General features: G+C 68.5%; 11 protein-coding genes. 8 read left to right on the top strand and 3 right to left on the bottom strand.

Going from position 1 to position 21201, the window contains the following annotated elements; all coding sequences use genetic code 11:
* The first annotated feature begins 95 nt into the window (after window positions 1-95).
* A complete protein-coding gene (locus HTZ77_RS43985) occupies window positions 96-1247 on the top strand; it encodes a trypsin-like serine peptidase (protein ID WP_235996087.1) in 1152 nt (383 codons plus the stop codon).
* 56 nt (window positions 1248-1303) lie between these two features.
* Complete coding sequence (locus HTZ77_RS43980) at window positions 1304-2521, top strand: trypsin-like serine peptidase (protein WP_205304716.1); 1218 nt, start codon at window positions 1304-1306, stop codon at window positions 2519-2521.
* A gap of 147 nt (window positions 2522-2668) precedes the next feature.
* Here the strand turns inward: HTZ77_RS43980 and HTZ77_RS43975 are convergent, their stop codons facing one another.
* Window positions 2669-3727 (bottom strand): hypothetical protein, encoded by a 1059-nt coding sequence (locus HTZ77_RS43975; RefSeq protein WP_175595751.1) that lies wholly within the window; start codon window positions 3725-3727, stop codon window positions 2669-2671.
* Between the two features lie 88 nt (window positions 3728-3815).
* Between HTZ77_RS43975 and HTZ77_RS43970 the strand changes: the two genes are divergently transcribed.
* Both HTZ77_RS43970 and HTZ77_RS43965 read left to right on the top strand, forming a co-directional pair.
* The gene (locus tag HTZ77_RS43970; protein ID WP_175595750.1) at window positions 3816-4874 is read left to right on the top strand and encodes a sensor histidine kinase; all 1059 of its coding nucleotides are present in this window, start codon (window positions 3816-3818) and stop codon (window positions 4872-4874) included.
* A 5-nt stretch (window positions 4875-4879) separates the two neighbouring features.
* Window positions 4880-5569, top strand: a complete 690-nt coding sequence (locus HTZ77_RS43965; RefSeq protein WP_175595749.1) for a response regulator transcription factor — start codon at window positions 4880-4882, stop codon at window positions 5567-5569.
* Window positions 5570-5581: 12 nt separating this feature from the next.
* On the opposite strand, the gene HTZ77_RS43960 is transcribed toward HTZ77_RS43965, so the two are convergent.
* A complete protein-coding gene (locus tag HTZ77_RS43960) occupies window positions 5582-7009 on the bottom strand; it encodes an aldehyde dehydrogenase family protein (RefSeq protein WP_175595748.1) in 1428 nt (475 codons plus the stop codon).
* Window positions 7010-7228: 219 nt separating this feature from the next.
* Complete coding sequence (locus HTZ77_RS43955) at window positions 7229-8302, bottom strand: DNA glycosylase AlkZ-like family protein (protein WP_175595747.1); 1074 nt, start codon at window positions 8300-8302, stop codon at window positions 7229-7231.
* Between the two features lie 122 nt (window positions 8303-8424).
* Here HTZ77_RS43955 and HTZ77_RS43950 point away from each other — a divergent pair, with 122 nt between their 5' ends.
* From HTZ77_RS43950 to HTZ77_RS43935, 4 genes are all read left to right on the top strand, one after another.
* Window positions 8425-10002 carry a metallopeptidase domain-containing protein gene (locus HTZ77_RS43950; protein ID WP_175595746.1) on the top strand — a complete coding sequence of 526 codons (1578 nt, stop codon included), beginning with the start codon at window positions 8425-8427 and terminating at the stop codon, window positions 10000-10002.
* Between the two features lie 730 nt (window positions 10003-10732).
* Window positions 10733-11281, top strand: coding sequence for a barstar family protein (locus HTZ77_RS48910; RefSeq protein ID WP_407940650.1), 549 nt, complete (start codon window positions 10733-10735; stop codon window positions 11279-11281).
* 501 nt (window positions 11282-11782) lie between these two features.
* Complete coding sequence (locus HTZ77_RS43940) at window positions 11783-19219, top strand: LamG-like jellyroll fold domain-containing protein (protein ID WP_175595744.1); 7437 nt, start codon at window positions 11783-11785, stop codon at window positions 19217-19219.
* Window positions 19220-20355: 1136 nt separating this feature from the next.
* Window positions 20356-20982, top strand: coding sequence for a TetR/AcrR family transcriptional regulator (locus HTZ77_RS43935; protein ID WP_175595743.1), 627 nt, complete (start codon window positions 20356-20358; stop codon window positions 20980-20982).
* Window positions 20983-21201: the final 219 nt, after the last annotated feature.

Here is a 21201-nt window from a genome sequence, read left to right as displayed (position 1 = left end):
GGTAATCGCGCTATATCCGTCTGCGCATAGCTTGAGAAAAACCCGATATCCCGCACGTACCTCCCATCGGCAGATCCGGTTTCGGGAGGTACGTAATGCACCGCAGAGTCGCCCTGCTCTCCGCCGTCACGCGCCGCGGACTCGCCCCGCTCTCCGCCGTCACGCGCCGCCGGACATTGTCGGCCGTCGCGCGCCGCCGGCCGGCCGCGCTGTCGGCCGTCGCGCTCGCCGCGACGGCCGTGACGGCCCTGGCCGCCGCCGGGCCCGCCCAGGCCGGGTCGCGAGCCGGCCTGGGGGCCGCCGCCGGGCCGGGGCCGGTCCGGTGGTCCGCCACGGACTCGTCGTCGGAGCGCAGGTCCGTCCTGGAGTACTGGACGTCGCAGCGCATGCTGGCGGCGCGGCCGTACGACACGCCGACGCCCCGGCGCGCCACCGGCTTCGACCAGCCCACCCAGGGCACCCCGTGGGCCACCCGCGGCGCCTCGGCCGCCCTCCCCCGGCGGGGCCCGCTGCGGGTCACGACCGTCGCCGCCCGCCGGCCGGCGGAGGTGGTCGCCAACAGCACCGGCCTGCGCTGGGTCGACGGCGGCGCCGTCGTGCGCACCGTCGGGCGCGTGTTCTTCACCACCGCCGCCGGCGGCAACGCCTCCTGCTCCGGCACCGCCGTGACCAGCGCGAACAAGAGCGTCGTGATGACCGCCGGGCACTGCGTGAAGATGGGCGGCGCCTTCCACCGCAACTGGGTGTTCGTCCCGGGGTTCGACAACGGCCGGCGGCCCTTCGGCACGTGGGTGGCCACCCGGCTGCTGACCACCGCGCAGTGGAACGCCCGCGAGGACATCAACTTCGACGTCGGGGCCGCCGTGGTGGCCCCGCTCCAGGGCCGCACGCTGGTGGACGCGGTCGGCGGGCAGGGCGTCGCGTTCAACCAGCCACGACAGCGGCAGACGTTCGCCTTCGGCTACCCGGCGGCGGCGCCGTTCGACGGCTCGGCGCTGATCTACTGCAGCGGACGCTCCTTCAACGACACGGTCATGACCCAGGACCAGGGAGTCGCCTGCCGGATGACCGGGGGCTCCAGCGGCGGCCCGTGGTTCCGGGGCTTCGACGGGGCCACCGGCGTCGGCTGGCTGAACTCCGTCAACAGCTTCAAGTACAACTTCGCGCCGAACGTCATGATGGGCCCGTTCTTCGGCAACGAGGCGCAAGCCCTTTACCAGGCGGCGCAGAGCACCAACGCACTGTGAAGCTTTTCACCGGATGTAGTCACGAGAGCACATGACGTAGTGCACACTCGGGTCTCATGACCCTGAGCTCCCCACTGCTGGCGGCCGTTCCGCTCGTCGCGGGGCTGATGGGGCCCGCCCTCATCGGCGCGACGCCGGAGCCCGTCCACCATCCCGGTCGTCCCCCCGCCGCCCCCGCGCCCTCCCCGGCCGGCACGCCGTCACCGTCCCGCACCCCGTCGGCGGCCCGCGCGGGGGCCCGCCCCGGCGCCGTCGTGGAGCACGTGGCCGCCCGCCGGCCCGCCGACCACGCGCGCGTGCTCGGCTACTGGACGCGGGAGCGGATGGCCCGCGCCCTGCCGATCGACCTGCTCGACGGCGTGTCCCGCGGCGGGCTGCTGGGCGGCGTGACGGGCCGGTCGGGCATAACCACCGCCCCGGGCCTGTCCCACGGCACCCTCAGACTCCTTCCCCGGCCCCGTACCGGCGCGGCCGAGCTCCAGCCCCGGGCCGGGACAGCCGAGGTCCAGCCTCGGGCCGGCGCGGCCGAACCCCAGCCTCAGGCCGGGGCGGTCGAGCGCCGCCACCAGTCGGCCCGGCGGCAGATCATCACCGCCGGGTCGCGCTGGACCACCGGCGGCGCCGTGACGCGCACGACCGGCCGGGTCTTCATGACCCTGCACGGCGTCGACTTCGTCTGCTCCGCGGGCACCGTGCGCAGCGCCAACCGCGACGTCGTCGTCACCGCCGGCCACTGCGTCAAGGACGGCACCGGCCCGTGGGCCGAGAACTGGACGTTCGTCCCCGGCTACCGCGAGGGCGGCGCCGAGCCGTACGGCCGGTACGCGGCGCGGCGCATGTTCGTCGCCGGACCGTGGTCGCGCTCGGCCGACGACGACTACGACGTGGGCATGGTGGCGCTGACCACGTGGGCCGACCGGCACGTCGCCGACGCCGTGGGCGCCCAGGAGATCGCCTTCAACACGGGGCGCGGCGGCCAGGCGTTCGGCTTCGGCTACCCGGCCGACCCGCCGTACACCGGCGAGCACCTCGTCTACTGCGCCGGCAAGCTGCGCGACGACCCCCACGGCCAGACCCGCGACCAGGGGCTCGGCTGCGACATGACGGCCGGGTCGAGCGGCGGCCCGTGGCTGTCCGGCTTCGACCACGCGACCGGCTGGGGCACGATGACGTCGCTGAGCAGCTTCAAGTACAGCGACGACCGCCGCACCATGTACGGCCCGTACTTCGGCGACACCATCAGGACCCTCTACACCGCCGCCGAACGCGCCTGACGCGACACGGACGAAACCCAGTCGACGACACCCCGGAGCACGGTGGTCCGAGGGGACGGGCGGGGTGGCCGTGGGGTGCGCCGGGCTCCAGCCGCTGGAGCCCGGCACCGGCGAGGTCGAGGCACTGGCGGGCGAGCGCGGCGCGCCTCAGGACGCCGCCGCGCTCGGGGCGTAGGAGCGGCGGCGCAGCCAGTACGCCAGGACCCCGGCGCCGAGCAGCACCCCCCACAGCGGGTACGGCCACAGCAGCACCAGGAAGAGCTGGTCCCTCTCCACCGCGTTGACCACCAGGCCGGGCGAGGCCATGCAGCAGGCGCCCGCGACGATCCCGCCCGCGATCACGGGCAGCCGCACCGGCACCGGACGGCCGTGGACGACCGGCGTCCACCGCGGGAACACCTCGCCCCACCTGGCGACGAGGCCCAGCGTCAGCACCGCGCCGCCGAGGGCGCCGAAGGCGATGGCCAGCCCCTGCATCCTGAGGCCCGGGTCCAGATGCGGGCCTGTCATCGCGGAGTCGGTGGGCCACGGCGTCAGCCAGGTGAGCCGGTACAGCGCGTACGGCAGCGGGCACAGGGCCGCCCCGATCGTGGCCGGGCGCCCCCACCGCAGCACGGCGGCGGGCCGGGCCCAGGCGGGCGGCGTCCCCCTCCGGTACGCCTTCACCGCGATCAGCACCCAGACGAGGCAGGCGACGCAGTCGGCGAGCGTCCAGCTCACGCGGCCGGCGTAGTCGTACAGGGAGCTCGCGATGTTGCCCGCCGCCAGCCAGGGCGGGAACCCGGCCACCGTGCTCGCCGCCACCCCGCCCGCCAGGATCGCGAGGCCCGCCCACGCCCACGGCCTGCGGCGCGCGCAGCCCATCACCAGGACGCCGACCAGGGCGACCGGCCCCAGCACGGCCAGCCCGTACCCGAACAGCGACATGATCCCGGCATCCGACATCACGACGCCGAAGAACACCACCTGCGCGATCGCGCCGGCCCTGAGCGCCCGTCCCGAGGCGAACGCCGTGGCCAGCCCCGCCAGACCGGCGACCAGCGTCATCGCGCCGCCCACGTCGTGCTCGAACAGGTGAGACAGCGACACCGTCACCCGGTCACGGGCCCCGAAGGGGTAGCCGGCGGGGACGGCCCACCACAGCACGCCGACGACGGTCACGGCGAGCGACAGCACCGCCCCGGCGATCCGATCTCTTCTCCTCACGCCGCCCACGCTAGGAACGGGTTCCCCGCGCCGCCTCCCCCCGATGGGGGAGTCCGGGCCGGGGCCGCGCGGGCTAGCATCGGCGCACGTGAGAGGTCATGTCGTCCGAGCCCTCGCCGCCGGGGCCCATCAGGTGCTGGGGGCGGCGCTGCTGACCCCGGCCGCCGCGGCGCTCGGCCTGGTGATCCTCACCGAGCCGACGCCCGCGCGGGTGCTGGTGCTGTGGGCCGCGTGCCTGCCCGTCTCGGTGCTGCTCGCCATGACGCCGCTGGTGCGGCGCGTCGAGGTCGCCGCGCTGGCGGAGCTGCTCGGCGTGGACGTGCCGGAGCGGGCCGACCGGCTGTACCTGGTGGCGCTGACGAGCCTGCACCTGTACGGCGGCGCGACGCTGAGCGCGGGCGTGCTGCTGCTGTGGCCGGGGCTGACCCGGCTCGGCGACCCGGACCTGTGGCGCGCGGCGCCCGGCGAGGCGGCGCAGGTCGTGCTGCTGGCGCTCGCCGTGGTGGCCGCGCTGGTCGCCACCGGGCTGGGCCAGCGGTGGGCGGCGCGCCGGCTGCTGGCCGGGGATCCGTCCCGCGCGCTGGAGCGGCTCGGCCGCCGCCAGAGCCTCGCCCTGGAGCTGCACGACTCCGTGGGTCACGCGCTGAGCGTCGTGCTGGTCCAGGCCATGGCCGCGCAGGCGACCCTGGGAGAACCGGAGGAGGCCTCGCGGTCGCTGGACCACCTGGCCGACACCGCCCGCGCCGCCCAGCAGGAGCTCGACGTGCTGCTGCGGGTGCTGGACGACGGCGACGCGGCCGAGGGTCCCACGCTGGACGCGCTCGCCGCGCTGACCCGCGGCCTCGACGTGCGGGTGAGCACGGGACGCCTCGACCGGGTGCCTCCGGCCATCTCGCGCACCGCGTACGCGATCGCCCGGGAGGCCCTGACCAACGCCCTGCGCCATGGCCGCGGCCCGGTCACGCTCGACGTCCGTGTGACGGACGACCTGGTGCTGACCGTCGAGAACGCGACGGACCCCCGGGAGGCGGTCAGGGAGGGGCGGGGGCTGACCGGCATGCGGCTGCGCGCCCGCCTGGCCGGCGGGACGTGCGTGCGGAGGGAGGCGGACGGCCGATGGCTCATCCAGGCGACACTCCCCCTGTGAACCGGATGGCTGCGAACCCAGGGGCTGCCGAGCCGGCCTCCGTGATCCGGGTCGTGCTGGCCGACGACGAGCGTCTCATCCGCTCCGGATGGGCGGCGATGCTGTCGGTCCACGACGGCCTGGAGGTCGTCGGCCAGGCCGCGGACGGCGTCGAGGCGGTCGAGGCGGTCGAGGCGGGCACGGGCGCCGACGTCGTGCTGATGGACGTGCGCATGCCCCGCCTCGACGGCCTGTCCGCCACCCGCGAGCTGACCCGCCGCTCCCCCACGACGCGGGTCGTCGTGGTCACCACGTTCGAGAGCGACCAGCTCGTCTGGGGCGCGCTGCGGGCCGGAGCCGCCGGCTTCGTCCTCAAGCGCGCCCCGGCGGCCGAGCTGGTCGAGGCGATCCGGCTGGTGCACGGGCGCGACGCCGTGCTCTTCCCGGACGCGCTGCGCCGCCTCGCCTCCCCTCACCAGGGCTCGGCCAGGCGGCGCCTGCCCGTGGATCCCACCCCGCGCGAGCTGGAGGTGCTGCGGCACGTCACGCTCGGACGGACGAACGCGGAGATCGCCGAGGCGCTGCACGTCTCGCGGGAGACGGTCAAGACGCACGTCGGCAACGTGCTGGCCAAGCTCGGGGCGCGCGACCGCACCCACGCGGCCGTCCTCGCCTACGAGCTCGGCCTGGTCTTCGCCGGCGTGGAGCCGTTGTGACCGGACCAGGGATCAGAGGGTGAGCCCGGTGATCACCATGACCTTCTCGTAGGTGAGGTCGCGCATCGCCGAGCCCAGGCCCTCGCGGCCGATGCCCGAGTCCTTCACGCCGCCGTACGGCATCTGGTCGGCCCGGTACGACGGCACGTCGCCGATGATCACACCGCCGACCTCCAGCTCCCGGTTGGCCCGGAAGGCCGCGTCCAGCGAGCGGGTGAACACGCCGGCCTGCAGGCCGTAGGCCGAGTCGTTGACCATGGCGTACGCCTCGTCCATCGACGCGGCCCGCTGCAGGATCATGACGGGCCCGAAGACCTCCTCGCGCGCCACCTTGGCGTCGGCGGCCACGTCGGTGAGGACCGTCGGCGTGATCGTGGCGCCCTCGCGGACGCCGCCGGCGAGCACGCGGGCGCCGCCCTCCACGGCCTCCTTGATCCACTGCTCGACCCGCTCGGCCGCCGCCTCGGACACCAGCGGCCCGACCTGGGTCTTGTCGTCGGCCGGGTCGCCCGTGACGAGCGCGCCGACCGCCGGGAGCAGCCGCTCGACGAACGCGTCGTAGACGGGCTCCTCGACGATGACCCGCTGCACGGCGATGCAGCTCTGACCGGCCTGGTAGTTGGAGTAGAGCGCGACGCGGGTGGCCGCCCAGTCGAGGTCGGCGTCGGCCAGCACCACGGCCGCGGCGTTGCCGCCGAGCTCCAGCGTCACGTGCTTGCGCGGCACCTGGTCGGCGATCGCGTAGCCGACGGGCGCCGACCCGGTGAACGACACCACGGGCAGCCGCGGGTCCTCGACCAGGGCGCCGGCGCGCTCGTTCTCGACCGGCAGGATCGAGAACATCCCGGCGGGCAGGTCGGTCTCGGCCAGGATCTCGCCGAGCAGCAGCGAGGTGAGCGGCGTGGCCGGGGCGGGCTTGACGATCACGGGCGCGCCGACGGCGATGGCCGGGGCCACCTTGTGGGCCACGAGGTTCAGCGGGAAGTTGAACGGGGTGATCGCCAGGACCGGCCCGTACGGCACGCGCGAGACGTAGGCCAGGCGGCCGGCGGCGGCGGGCTCGGTGTCGAGCCGCTGCACCTCGCCCGACCAGCGGCGGGTCTCCTCGGCGGCGAAGCGGAACGTCGCCACGGCCCGGGCGACCTCGCCCCGCGCCCAGAAGATGGGCTTGCCGTTCTCGGCGGTGATCAGCCGGGCGATCTCCTCGGCCCGCTCGGCGAGGCGGCGCGACACATGGGCCAGGGCCTCCGCGCGCACGTGCACGGGCAGTGCGGCGGCCTGCCCGGCCACCTCCGCGGCGGCCGCGACGGCCTCCTCGACCTGGGCGTCGGTCGGCACGGAGTGCCTGCCGACCTCGCGGCCGTCGAGGGGATTGGTGACGATGAGCTCGGTGTCGCCGGTGGCGGGGCGTCCAGCGAGCCAGAAGGTGCGCACGTCCATAGCTCCGACGTTATGCCACCTGGGACGACGGCGAAGGTGGCCGGGGCGCACAAAGCCCCACCGGCGGCACGCCGCTCCGTACAAGCCTGACGCTCGGTACAAGCCCACCGCTCCGTACAACCCCGCCGCTCGATACAAGCCCACCGCTCCGTACAACCCCGCCGCTCGATACAAGCCCACCGCTCCGTACAACCCCGCCGCTCCGCACCAGCCCGCCGCTCATCGGGACAGGCGGAGCCATCGGGCCAGGTCCTCGATCTCCCGGTCGATCTCCGCGGCCATGTCATCGGTGAACGGGACGTCCTGGTGGATCGCGTCGACCCGCAGCACCCCGGCCTTGCGGTCCGCGGTGGCGTCCAGCTTGCCCACCAGCCGGTCCCCGTACAGGATCGGCAGCGCGAAATACCCCCACCTGCGCTTGGCGACCGGCTTGTACATCTCCAGCTGGTAGTCGAACCCGAACAGCTCCACGGCGCGCTTACGGTCGTGGACCAGCCGGTCGAAGGGCGACAACAGCGCCGCCCGTCCCGTGAACGGCCCGTCCAGCAGCGACGGATCGACCCGCCACTCCCCCTTGACGCCCTCGACCACGGCCGGCTCGCCGGCCTCGCCCACGTCCGCCGGCTCGACCGGGAACTGCGTCGTCCGCGCCCGGGCGATGCCCAGGGCCCGCAGCCGCCGCTCGTCACGCCGGCGCCGCGCCTCCTCGACGGGGACCGCCGGCTCGTCGGGGTAGACGCGTTCCGCCAGGTCCCACAGCCGGTCGTTGCCGCGGCGCCCGGCGACGGCGACCTCCCCGAGAATGACCATGCACTCCAGCAGCTGGGTGACGTTGCGGTTGTTGGTCCACCCGGTGGACTTCCACGGCACCTCGCAGGTATCCGGGAGATCGCGGGAGGGCAGCGGCCCGGCGGAGCCCAGCCGGTCGAGGATGTCGCGACGGCACGCGTCGTTGGCGCGCACCCACTCCCGCCAGGAGCGACCGCCGCTGGGCCGCAGGGCCATCTCGGCGCGGTAGAGCGCCAGATCCTCGCCGGGCCGCACGAAGGCCCGCAGCTCGATGAGCTTCCGGTCCTCCAGCGCGGCGACCAGCTCGGCCCGGCTGTAGGAGGAGCCGAGGCGGCTCCACGCCACCAGGTCGGCGTTCGGGGCGACGGCGGCGGTCGGGTCGATCTGCAGCAGCGTCAGGCGGCGCACGAGATCGAGCAGCTCGGCCGGCCGCGAACCGTCGAGGAGCTGGGCGCGCACGGCGACACGCCGGGCGTCGGCCGGGGAGAGCCGGTGAGGGGTCATGGTCCCCATTGTCACGGCGCGCGTGGAAGGAGCGGTCCGGCTTCGCCTTCTCGCGTCAGCTCGGCCTCGGATCACCACTGACCCGCAAGTGGGTCACAAGATCGCGATGGCTCCATGGACCCATGAGAAGATCAATAACATTCGCGTTAGCCGCGCTGTTCGCCGCGCTGCTGCTGCCCGCAAGGGCCGCCGACGCGACTCCGGTCCAGGGATATCTGGCCTGGTCGATCCTGCTGTGCAAGTTCTCCGACCGGCCCGTGGAACCTCAGCCGCCGTCGTACTTCGAGGAGTTCTTCCTCCCCGCGGGCAAGGGGCAGAAGGCCGTCTTCGACTTCGTCGACCAGCAGTCGCGTGGGCGGTCCACCACGGCCGGTTCGGTCGTCAAGGGCTGGTACACGATGCCGTACACCTGGCAGCAGTCCAAGGACGCGAACCGCGCCGAGAAGATCGAGCAGTGCGTGCGGACCGTGAAGGCCGCGGGCTACACGCCGCCGGCCGACCACCGCATCGCCGTCATGCTCAACGCCGGGGATCTCGACTCGGGCGCGTCGGGCACGCGGATCGTCCTCGACTCGGCCGGCTGGAAGGCCGGGCTGGGCGTCCATGAGTTCATGCACGCCCACGGCCTCGGCCACTCCTTCTCCAACGACCTCAACTACCGCAACGCCGAATGGTCCCAGCCAGGGGAGTACGACGATCCCTGGGACATCATGAGCGCCCAGAACCACTACGGTCCGTGGACCGGGAAGTTCTCGTACGGCGCCGTCGGTTTCAACGGCCCGCACCTCGACGAAGTGGGCTGGCTGCCGAGTCCCCGGGTGATCACCGCCGGGCAGGACGGCCGGACGCGCATGACCGTGCAGCTGGCCCCGCTGGAGCGGCAGGACCTGCCCGGCCCGCTGCTGCTGCGTGTCCCGTTCGACCCCAACGACCTGAACCACTACTACACGGTCGAGTTCCGCAAGAAGACCGGCGTGAGCGAGGCCATACCGCGGGACATCGCCCTCATCCACGAAGTCGACAAGGGCAAGACCATCCTGCTGCGCGACCTCGGCAACCGGGAACCCGCCCAGTCGCTGAACGCCAACGGTGTCACCATCAGGATCGACTCGGTGACGGCCGAGTCGGCCACCGTGACGGCGACCACCTACATCGCCACCAAGTGCCTGGCCGGCTACGTCTTCCGCGACGCCGTACCGGAGGACAAGGTGTGCGTCACCCCCGCCACCCGCGAGCAGGCCGCGGAGGACAATCTGCGCGCGCCCAGCCGGGTGGACAACAACGGCAAGTGCATCTTCCCCTATACGCACCGCCTGGTCGTGCCGACCGACACGGTATGCGTGTCCTCGGCCACCCGAGTGCAGGTCATTCTGGACAACAGGACCGCGGCCGACCGGATCAACCCGACCAAGCACTTCTTCGGCCCGAACACCTGCAAGGTCGGCTACGTCTGGCGCGGCGCCGACGACAGCGACCAGGTCTGTGTGACCGGGCAGACTCACGACCAGACCCAGGCCGACAACAATGCCGCCGCCTCGCGCTGGACCAACGGACCTTACGGCCCGCAGACCTGCATCTCGGGATACGTCTGGCGGGAAGCCTTCATCGGCGACAAGGTCTGTGTTACCGGCGCCGTCAGGGCACAGGCCCGTGAGGACAACAAGACCGCCGCGGACCGCGTCGACCCTCCCTGGGACTGACCGTCAGGCGAGAAGCCAAGCCCCCGGATTCCTTCGGGGGCTTCTCCATGGGCCGTGGCCGGCATCTCCCATCCGACGTCTGCAGCCTGCAGATCACCGACGCCGCCGGCCGGATTCTCGGCACGGTGGATGCCTTCGGGACCACGACTGACCAGAATGTCCCCGCCCCCAAGCCCACGCCCAGCCTCTCTGACGTGGATGCCGCGTATGCGGTGGCGGGGCGGTTAACGCTAGACCCGCACCTCGACCACGCAGGAAGCCGCCGCCTGCCCTGCCGGTGCTTCCAGACGGGGAGGCGGTCTTTGGCGTTTCTGATACCCAGGGTCTACGGCTTGATCGGCTCGCATCCTTTCGCCCCGGAGCATTTCAGCATGGTCGAAAGAATTCGCCCGTGGCGATCATCCGGTGACTAAGTACACTGCCATATATGCGCGTCAAGAACTGCCCGAATGAGTATACGGTATGCGGCAGCTCTCCATTGCAGGTGGGTGCTCAATACTGTAACCGGATCATCGATTGGTACGCTCTGGCATGAGCTCAGAAATTCCAATCACACCCCTTGTATCGACTGATCGACAAGGAGTCTCAGCACGTCCTACTAGTGGCAGAAGACCTGCAAGGATTCTTCATTGAACCTTCACAGGAATTTTCGTCGGACATAATCCTCCTCGGCGTGCCTCGCACACCGCCTCCGCCGAGTGGAATTGTCGACGATGTCGAGCTGCACGTGATGGATCATCAATGCAAGCGCATCGGTGCCTATTACATAAGGAGAGCAAACTTCGGCACTTCGAACGAGATCGGCCGCAGCGACGATCTCGTGAATGTCGTCTCTTCCTTCCACGGATACGCATATCCGCACCCATACGCCGGAGACATTTGGCGAAGATGGGCTTTGGGAGGCATCAAGCTTGGGGAATGGGCCAGCCGTCCCACTGATACCCATGACAGTTGGCTTCATGTCGCACAGACTGTCTGGTTTGAGTCAGGGCGTCGAGCCATAAGGTATGGAGCGGACAGCACCGTTTCGATGGACGGCAGCACGATAAATAGTGAACCCAGTTTCTACTGTGCGACTGGAGAAGCCGTAAATGGGGCTGGAGGCTATTTTGGGTCAAGTCTGTCCGGGCTCGCCGACTGCCTTTCTTCAGTCCGGAAGGCCTCATTGCAAGTTATATGGAATGAGGCCAGGCACTCACGCGAGCGACTGGGAGAAGAATTCTTCACCTCCGCCGTAAACCTTATGCAAGAGTTTGGCATTGAGGTCACTCTGCGTTAACGCCCCGCGCTTCTCTGTGAGCCTTCTGCTCACAGGCATCCTCAGCACGACAGGACTGGTCATGGAAGGTCCAGTCGCTCTGATCGCGGCGACTTCGGCCACTATCTACCCCCTACACCCTCCTCGCAGCCGAAGTTCCGCTGGAACGACCTGTCCCTGGGCGGCAAGACTCTGAGCGGACCGGGGGCTTCTCTATGGCCGAATGGAGCGTGGCGCACTCCAGGACAGGGACCGACCATGATCCCGATCACCTCATGCGCCACGCCACATGAAGGATGAGCCAGCGCCCTTGCGACGATCAGAGCGGTAAGTCACCATCCGTGATCTTTGTATGACTTGATTCGATCTTGTTGCCGTTTCAGGCGGAAGTTACGCTTCGTCCGTTTGAGCAACGCGCTCCGAGCCGCGCGAGTCAGAGACCTTGTCATCTGGCTGAGACGGGGGTGGAGCTTCGTCCGGCGTTCCCCGGGACGCCCCACGTGGTTCGGAGTGTGACGGCGTATGCGCCGCTTGCTGCCTTGGGATCGCCGTGCCCGCATCCTGGTGATCACGCTGTTGGCCGTGATGCTTCCCGGGCTGCTGGGGCTCGATCCCCAACCGGTGGTGGCGGCCGCCTCCGTGGAAGTGCCGCAGGTCGTGGGAGGCTCGGCCGAGACGCCGAAGCAGTCTTGGGGAACCGCCGCGGGACTGCCGTCGCTGACGTCGGCGAATGCCACCCGCACGACTGCGGATCCAGGGACGCTGAAGGGCAAGGCCAAGCCGCTGAAGAAGGCGTTGCCGCAGGAGGAACGTTCCGGACTGGTCAGGGTGCGGAGCACGGCGTCGTCTCCTCAGGAGCCGCTGAGCAAGAGCGTGGTGGCGCTGGATTGCGACCCGTGGCATCCCTGTGATCCGCCGTGCGGGTCGTATTCGCCATGGCAGAAGGGGGTGTACGTCGCCAGGGGCACCTATGTCGCGTCCGGGCAGAAGGTCTGGAAGGCCGTCCAGGACATCCCGGGCTACGCGAACATGGTTCCCCCGGACGGGCAGCAGCCTGGCTGGACGCTGGTCGGCGACTGTCCCAAGCCTCCGCCACCGACCGTGACGTCGATGTCGCCTGACAACGGCATCCAAGTCATGACGACGAGCGTCACGCTGTCGGCAACGGCCACCACATGGTTCACCGGCACGATCGGTTACCGGTTCGAGGTGTGCGACAACCCGTCGATGTTCGACTGCGTGGAGCATGATCCGTTCTGCTGCAATCAGTCCAGCAGTTGGACGATTCCGGAAGGCACACTGTCCTGGGGCCGTCAGTACTGGTGGCGGGTCAAGGTGACCGACACCTCCACGACCGGCGGGCAGAGCGCCTACTCCCCGAGGTACAGCTTGCTGGTGGGTGTGCGGCAGCCCCCCATCACCTCCCAGTTGTCGATACGGGGAATCAACGGGCAGGAGTTCAATCAGCAGTCCGGCAACTACACCACGACCTTCACCGACGCACAGGTCGCCGTCGCCGGCCCGCCGCTGTCGGTGGTGCGGTCCTTCAACAGCATGGACCCGCGACGTGATGGAGCCTTCGGCGCGGGCTGGGCGACCCGGTGGGACATGCGGATGGTCCAGGAGAACGTGTCGGGCCGCGAGGCGGTCCTGGTCACCTACCCTGACGGCCGTCAGATGCGTTTCGCCAAGAAGGACGACGGTGGGTATCAGCCGCCGCCCGGCATGTACGCCACCCTCGCCAAGAACGCGGACGGCACCTGGCGGTTGATGGACAAGTCCTCCACCTCCTACCTGTTCGACGGCGCAGGCCGGCTGCTGAAGGTCACCGACAACCGCGGGCGTGTCCAGGAGCTCACGTACGGGACCGACGGCAAACTGTCCAAGGCGACCGCGCCGGGAGGCCGCTCCCTCACCTTTGCCTGGACCGGCGCGCACGTCACCTCAGTTTCGACCGACCCGGTGGACGGAAAGTCGCTGACCTGGTCTTACACCTACAACGGCGATCTGCTGGAAAAGGTGTGCGATCCCGCAGGCGGGTGCACCCTCTACGAGCACAGCCCCGGATCTCTGTATCGCAGCACGGTCCTGGACTCCGACCCCCTGCACTACTGGCGGCTGGGCGAGAGCAGCGGCTACACGTCCAAGGACCTCGGGTGGGCCGGAGAAGACGCCCGCTACAACGTCAGCGTCACGCTCGGCAAACCCGGAGCATTGGCCGGCACGCCCGACACCGCCATCGACATCGGTTCGACGACAAGCCCCAACGTTCACCTTCCTAACGGCCTCATTCCCCGGCTCGGTAAATGGGCGTCGATCGAGGCGTGGTTCAAGACCACCACCACCGGCTCCGTCATCCGGGCGTACGGCTCCATCAACGGTTCCTCGAACCAGATGCTGCAGGTGGCAAGCGATGGCAAGCTTTCCGCGTCCTTCGGGCCGACCACCACCCCGATCGTCACGGGCTCGACCGTCAACGACGGCGCATGGCATCACGCGGTCCTGACCGTCGGTGGCGACGTTCAAACGCTCTACCTGGACGGACAGGCCGCCGGAACCCTCACTGCCCCCATCCACGACACCGATCTACTGGAGTACCTCAACATCGGCAGCGGTGGACTGACGGCATCGATCGACGAAGTAGCGGTCTTCGACCGCCCCCTGTCGGCCACCGAGGTGGCCCGTCACTATGCCGCCCGCCTTCAGGCGCCCCACCTCCTCACCAAGATCACGCTCCCGTCGGGCCGGGTCTGGGCCGTCAACACCTACGACCCCGCCACCGAGCGCATCAAGACCCACACCGACCAGCACGGCGGCACCTGGCAACTGGGCGAGCGCACCATCGACCGCGCCGCCGGCACCTCCACGGTCGTGGTCACCGACCCGAAGAACGAGAAGATCACCGCCGTCCATGACGCCTGGCGCGGCTACCGGCTGATGTCCAAGACCGACCAGCTGGGCAAGGAGACCAAGTACTACTACGACTCCGGCGGTTTCCCGTACGAGCGGATCGACCCCAACAACAACACAACGACATGGCAGAACGACGAGCGCGGCAACACCCTCTCCACCGAGACCTGCCGCACCGCCACCAGCTGCCAAACCACCTACACGGAGTACTACCTCAACAAGGACGACAAGTTCGACCCGCGCAACGACCGCGTCTTGAAGGTACGTGACGCCCGCTCGGCCAGCTCCACCGACAACACCTACGCCTCCACCTTCGAGTACAACCAGTACGGCGAGCAGACCAAGGAGACGACTCCGGCGACGGCGGACTTCCCCAACGGCCGCTCGGTGACGGTCGCCTACACCGACGGTACGGAGCCGGCCGTCAACGGCGGGACCACTCCAGCCGGTCTGGTGGCGAAGAAGACCGACGCGCGGGGCAATGCGTGGACGTATCGGTACACGGCGGCGGGTGATCTGGCTGAGCAGACGAACCCGGCCGGGCTGGTGACGAAGCTGGAGTACGACGTGATCGGCCGTCTGTCGGCGTCCACGCAGGTGTCGCAGGCGCATCCAGGCGGGGTGAAGACGACGTTCACCTACGACGGATTGGGCCGGTTGGTGACGCAGACCGAGCCGGGGGTGAAGAACGAGGTCTCGGGGGTCACGCACACCAAGCAGACGACGTTCGGCTATGACCCGGACGGCAACAAGCTGAGCGAGAAGGTCGCCGACCTGACCGGCGGGGACGCGGAGCGGACCACGGTCTACACCTATGACGGTCAGGGCCGTTTGGAGACGACGACCGATCCGGAAGGTGGGGTGGTCCGGCAGGGATGGAACACCGTCGGCCAGGTGGTGCGGGTGACGGACGCGCGCGGCACGGTGATCGAGAACGGTTACACCGACCGTGGTCAGCTTGCGACGCGCACGTTGAAGGGGTGGACGGGCAGCCCGGTCAATCCGCAGCCGGCCAAGGACGTGCTGCTGGAGTCGTACTCCTATGACGCGGCTGGCCGGTTGGTGGCTCAGGCTGATGCGATGGGGCGTAAGACGTCTTTCGAGTACTACAACGACAATCTGCTGTACAAGAAGATCGCCGATGATGCGAAGCTGAACGATCCCACGGCATCGCCGCGTGATGTGGTGCTGGAGAAGCATGCCTATGACGCGGCGGGCAACCGTACGAGTCTGGTCACGCCGAACGGGACCACGGCCGGGGAAACGGTGACGACGGAGTACGTCTACGACGCTGCCGCTCGCTTGGCGTCCCAGACGTTCGATCCTGATGGCCTGAGGCGTAAGAGCGCGTTCGTGTACGACGCGAACGGCAATGTGCTGCGCAAGACGCTGACCGGCGACGGAACGTCCCGTTCGGAGGTGACTGAGTACGTCTACGACAAGATGAACCTGGTCACCAAGACGACGGTGGAGAACGGTGCGGACGACCTCGTCTCGACCTCCGACTACGACGACCGCGGCCTGATCGTCGCGGCCACGGATCCGCGTGGCAACGCGGCCGGGGCGGACAAGGCCGCTTTCACCTCGACGTTGCGCTATGACGCGCTGGCCCGGTTGGTGGAGGCGGCGGGCCCGCAGGTGAAGGTGGACAAGGCCGGCTCGTCCAGTGACGCGCGCCCGTCGGCCCGCTACGGCTACGACACCTTCGGCGCCACGACCCATGAGCGGGATGCGGAGGGCCGTACGGTCACGTCGGTGTTCGACAAGGCGGGCCGTCTGGCGAGCAAGAGCGCCCCACCGTACACGCCGCCGGGCGGAACCGCGGTCACGCCGACCGTCTCGCACGGCTACGACAAGGCCGGTCAGCTGATCCGCACCACCGACCCGCGCGGCTACACCAGCACGTTCGAGTACGACCAACTGGGGCGTCAGGTCCGGGTCACGGACCCGGCTCCGGAAGGTGAGACGCCCGGCCGGTGGGTGACCGAGTACGACCTGGCCGGCGAGCAGCGTGCGTCCGTGGACCCGACGGGTGCGCGGACCGAGGCCACCTACGACGACCTCGGGCGGAAGATCACCGAGACGCAGGTGGAGCGCAAGCCGTCGGCGGCGGCCTACACCACGAAACTGGAGTACGACGACGCCGGCCGCCTGACCAAGACAGTGGCGCCCGGCAATCGCACCACCACGTACAAGGTGAACGCGGCCGGCGAGGTGACCGAGCAGACGGACCCCGCCGCCAACACCACGACAATGGGCTACGACCCGGCCGGCCGGCTGACCAAGACCACCAACGTGGCGCTCACCACGGCGACGCTGGCCGAATACGATCTGGCCGGCCGCAAGATCGCCGTCAAGGACCTGAAGGGCAGCACGGTGCTGCGCACGATGAGCACCGGCTACGACCCGGCCGGCAACCCCACCACCCTCACCTCCGGCGAGGGACACGTCACCAAGCACACCTTCGACGCCCTCAACCGGCTCACCAGCCTGATCGAGCCGATCAAGGACGGCGAGACCATCACGACGTCGTTCGGCTACGACGCCACCGGCGCCCGAACCCGCCTGACCGACGGCCGCGGCAACGCCACCTGGACCACCTACAACACCCTCGGCTTGGTCGAGACGGTGACCGAGCCCTCCACCACCGCCCACCCGGACGCCGCCGACCGTACCTGGACCGCTGTCTACGACGCGGCCGGGAACCCGGCCGCGCTGATCCAGCCCGGCGGGGTCCGCATCGACCGCACCTTCGACCACCTCGGCCGCCTCACCAAGGAGACCGGTAGCGGGGGCGGGTCGGCCAGTGCCGAGCGCACTTTTGGCTACGACCTTGCAGGCCGGCAGACCACGATCGGCGACCTGAACGTCGACTACAACGACCGCACCCTCCCGTTGTCGATCAAGCGAGGCACCGCCCAGCAGACCGGCTACACCTACGACGAGTTGGGCAATCCCACCCAGCGCGTGGACGCGGCGGGCACAACCACCTTCACGTGGGACAACGCAGGCCGGCTCTGGACCGCGACCGACCCGGTCACCGCCCGCAAGATCACCTATGACTACGACCAGGCCAACCGCGTCAAGACGATGACCGCCAAGGTCGGCACCACCTCAGCCGACACCCAGGTCTTCACCTACGACGACCTCGACCGAGCCAAGGCCCACACCCTCAAGTCCAGCACTGGCACCCAGCTCGCACAGATCACCTACGGCTGGGACAACGACGACAACCTCACCACCAAGACCACCGCCGGCCTGGCCGGAGCCGGCACCAACACCTACGGCTACGACCACGCCGGACGGCTCACCTCCTGGACCGCACCCGGCGGCGCGAAGACCTTGTACGAGTGGGACGCGGCCGGCAACCGCACCAAGGCCGGCGACAAAACCTACACCTACGACGAACGCAACCGCCTCACCTCAGGCGACGGCTCCACCTACACCTACATGCCGCGCGGCACCCTGGCCACGGAGACCAAGAACGGCGCCACGACGCAGCTCACTTTTGACGCCTTCGACCGCCTCATTGCCGACGGCGAGTCCCTCTACAGCTACGACTCCCTCAACCGCGTCACCACCCGAACCCGCGGCACCATCAAGCAGACCTTCGCCTACATCGGCCTGACCAACGACCTGGCCACCGTCAGCGACAGCAGCGGCGCAGCTCAGGCCAAGTACGGCCGGGATGCGTTCGGCGGTCTGCTCGGGCAGAGGGAAGGCGCCAACCCCGCCCTGTCCACGCTGACCGACCTGCACGGCGACCTAGTCGCCACCTACAGCACCACCGCGCTGGCCACCACCACCGCCTACGACCCCTTCGGTACTATCACCGCCCAGACCGGCACAAAGATCGCCCTCGGCTACCAGGGCGCCTATACCGACCCGGACACCGGCAAGGTAAACATGCATGCCCGCTGGTACCAGCCCGGTACCGGTTCCTTTACCAGTCGCGATACCGCCACCCTCACCCCGAGCCCCTCCGTCCAGGCCAACCGTTACACCTACGCCAACGCCTCCCCCCTCACCGGCATCGACCCAACCGGACACGCCACCGTCATCACCGACGGCGTCGGTGGAATCGGGACTACCCCCACCTACTCCGGGTCATCAGTCGGAGGAGTCTGGGGCACTCCCTACGAGCCTGTCCGCGACGACTACGAAATCGGCGACTGTACCGTCTGTATCACCACAGATCAGATCGTCTTCAATGCGGTCAGGGTGATGTCCAAGAAGGACATGAAACGATGGAACATGCTGCCCAACGGCTGGAACCCCGACGAGGGCTTTTGGGAGTATGACGCGGCCACCATCGACGAATTTATTAGGCAGGCATACCAGGGGCTCGACCCGGAGCTTATGGATATAGCTTGGGGCATGTACGTGTCCATCATGTCCACTACGAAAAAAAGCTCGCCGACTGGCGGAGCATTGTCCAAAGGCACTAGACGGAAGAGCCCTCCAGGAACCAATGAAGACGACGTGTGCGGCGGCCGGCACTGCACAATCACGCAAGCCGTCGCAGCATGCAGAAGATTGGGCTATTCCAAGGAGAAGTGCTCAGCGGGGAATTGGACCTCAGGCAAGGAGAAGCTTTACCTGCGGATTGATGGCGTGTGGAATCATATAGAGTCCGACAAAGCGCCCCCTCGCTTTGTAAAGGACGTCATGAGCTTCATCATGGACACCATGTATAAGGCGTTTTTTCCGGACTACGAATATCGCTTCAACATAGACTATAGAGACACACTGTTAATCTGGAGGAAAGTAGGCTCGCTGCAGGTTTGCTTTAACGATGGATGCGGTCGATACCGCATGCTCTACCACACGGAATGGCGCACAACAGCGCAAACACAATGGAGGGCTTGGGTTACGGTTTGGGGACGGTTGCGCTTCACTGAGAAATGGAACAGAGTGTTTGAAGGGTACTTCAATAATGACCGCCCCTACTATACGTATCGCACACAGTACGGGACGCCACATCAGGCATATCTCGACCTTTGCAAAGGAGTAAACGACTCTGCGGCTGGCGCTATGTGCTCGACCTGATTCGCTAAGCAGCAGCTTTGCTCGCATCGCGTCGGACCAAGTCACGCCAGAGGAGAGTAGAATTTGCCCAGAGACAGGATGGCACGAATAGCCATTTCAACGACTCTCTCGCTAGCAATTCTTGCAGTCAACTATTTAATATATATTGCGATCGAAGTCATACTCGTTGATGATCTGTACGCGAAAACCGCGCTCGGAGAAGTCCCTTATGTGGCAGATTCGCTACAACTGCTGAGTCTTCGCCTGATTGTGATAATCGCAATTGGCATCCTATCGAAATACTCTTCATATCGAATGCGTGACGCTATTTTGGGACTGATTCCCATCTATGGCGAAATCTTAACGATCCGCTTAAGTTGGCGAGCTGCGTTCTATCCGTTCGTGGACTGGCTGCCCAGGGAAGACGAGCGCAGTTCACTTAGACCTACCTCTATCGCATTGGGTGGGAAACCCATTCTGCGTAGAGCCAAAGCCAGCGCCCAGCTCTGAACTTGCTCACCGCCGCCCACGCACAGGTTCTCGGCGTTCTCCAAGCCGTAGACGCGCACGGCCAGCCCCTCGCCGATAGCCCGCTACGACCGCGCTTGATCGGCATTCATACGCCGATCAAGCGGCTCGAAGAAGACCAGGTCTTCAGCCCGGACAACCACCTGCATCGGCTACTCCGAACCCTGCGCTGTCTCGCCGAACGGGGCTTCGCCGCGCTCAACGGCTGCTGGCGAACCCTCCAGCCCCCCTGGCGACGCGAACCATCTGGGGGTCCCCCTTACGGAGGGCCTGTCCAACTTGCACAGCCGCGGGCGCCACCTGAGGGACGATCGCCACGAAGCAGCGCCGTCCGGTCGGGTGGAGTCTCAGCAGCCAGGCCTGCTTTAGGGGAGCCAACCAAGGGAGCCAATGTAGTCAGGCTCCCCCGGATGGCTTCCCACTCCTGCCGACATCCGCCCCATGTCACGGCTCTGTCGTCGACGCCCGCAGACCCCGGCCGACCCTCTCCTTTACCCACCATGTAACAGAAGTAGACCTAATTCGGGATGTTTACCGTGCGGAGCGGTTTGAACGAAGCCCGCCCTGGCTAAGTCAACGTGTGCGGGTCTCCCAGCGCGGCGGGCCCCCGAGCAGAAAGGCGTGGGCCCATGACCTCCTCGGCGCCGCTTGGACTTCAGGGCGCCTACCTGCTGGGCGAACGGGCGAGCCACGACGAGCTCCGTTCCAGGCTCCTGGACGTCGCGGTCAACCTCCTGGTGAGCGACGGCCCGGAGAGCCTGACCATGCGCAGGATCGCCAGCGAGGCCGGCTGCACCACCACCGTCATCTACACGATGTTCGGCAACCGGGAGGGGCTCGCCGAGGCCCTCTACCTGGAGGGCTTCGAGCGCTTCCGGCGGTTCCTGGAGGCCGTGCCGCAGCGCGACAACCCCTTCGAGTACCTGTCCGCGCTCGGCCCCGCCTACCGGCAGGCATGCCTGGCCGAGCCCGGTTACTACAGCCTCATGTTCGAGCGGGCCATCCCCGGCTTCGAACCCAGCGAGCGCGCCCGCACCCTGGCCCGCGCCGCGCTCAACATCCTCGACCGGGTCATCGCCGACTGCATCTCCGCCGGCTACCTCGTCCCCACCCAGCCCCGCAAGATCGCCGACGCGCTCTGGGCGGCGGCCCAGGGGGCCATCAGCCTCGAACGGGCCGGCCACCTGCGCGACGCCCGCACCTACGAGGCGGTCACCACGGCGACCATCTGCTGCTACCTGGTGTCCAAGCAGTGAGACCCGCGGGTTGACCTTGACGCCAGTGTCAAGGGGTAGCGTCGTTGGCCGCCACGGGTACAACCCGGCGATGGGTCCCCTGACGAGCCGTTCCACCGGCGTCGGGGTCCATCGCCGGTAGCCGGGAAGGTGCGGTCCGTCCACGTGACTCGTCCGGCGCAGGCGCGGTACCGCGACGCGGTCGAGGCCGTGGGCGCGCGTCGCGTCGCGTCGCGTCGA

This window comes from Nonomuraea montanisoli (genome assembly GCF_013363975.1).
GTDB lineage: Bacteria > Actinomycetota > Actinomycetes > Streptosporangiales > Streptosporangiaceae > Nonomuraea > Nonomuraea montanisoli.
The sequence above is the reverse complement of the archived record's forward strand: the minus strand, read 5'-3'. Positions and strand labels throughout refer to the sequence as shown.

Bases quoted from the DNA above. Each gene is read 5' to 3' on its own strand.
- HTZ77_RS43965 (WP_175595749.1), top strand. From the start codon at position 4,880: ATGGCTGCGAACCCAGGGGCTGCCGAGCCGGCCTCCGTGATCCGGGTC.
- HTZ77_RS43960 (WP_175595748.1), bottom strand. From the start codon at position 7,009: ATGGACGTGCGCACCTTCTGGCTCGCTGGACGCCCCGCCACCGGCGAC.
- HTZ77_RS43940 (WP_175595744.1), top strand. From the start codon at position 11,783: ATGCGCCGCTTGCTGCCTTGGGATCGCCGTGCCCGCATCCTGGTGATC.
- HTZ77_RS43955 (WP_175595747.1), bottom strand. From the start codon at position 8,302: ATGACCCCTCACCGGCTCTCCCCGGCCGACGCCCGGCGTGTCGCCGTG.
- HTZ77_RS43935 (WP_175595743.1), top strand. From the start codon at position 20,356: ATGACCTCCTCGGCGCCGCTTGGACTTCAGGGCGCCTACCTGCTGGGC.
- HTZ77_RS43950 (WP_175595746.1), top strand. From the start codon at position 8,425: ATGAGAAGATCAATAACATTCGCGTTAGCCGCGCTGTTCGCCGCGCTG.
- HTZ77_RS43980 (WP_205304716.1), top strand. From the start codon at position 1,304: ATGACCCTGAGCTCCCCACTGCTGGCGGCCGTTCCGCTCGTCGCGGGG.
- HTZ77_RS43985 (WP_235996087.1), top strand. From the start codon at position 96: ATGCACCGCAGAGTCGCCCTGCTCTCCGCCGTCACGCGCCGCGGACTC.
- HTZ77_RS48910 (WP_407940650.1), top strand. From the start codon at position 10,733: ATGGATCATCAATGCAAGCGCATCGGTGCCTATTACATAAGGAGAGCA.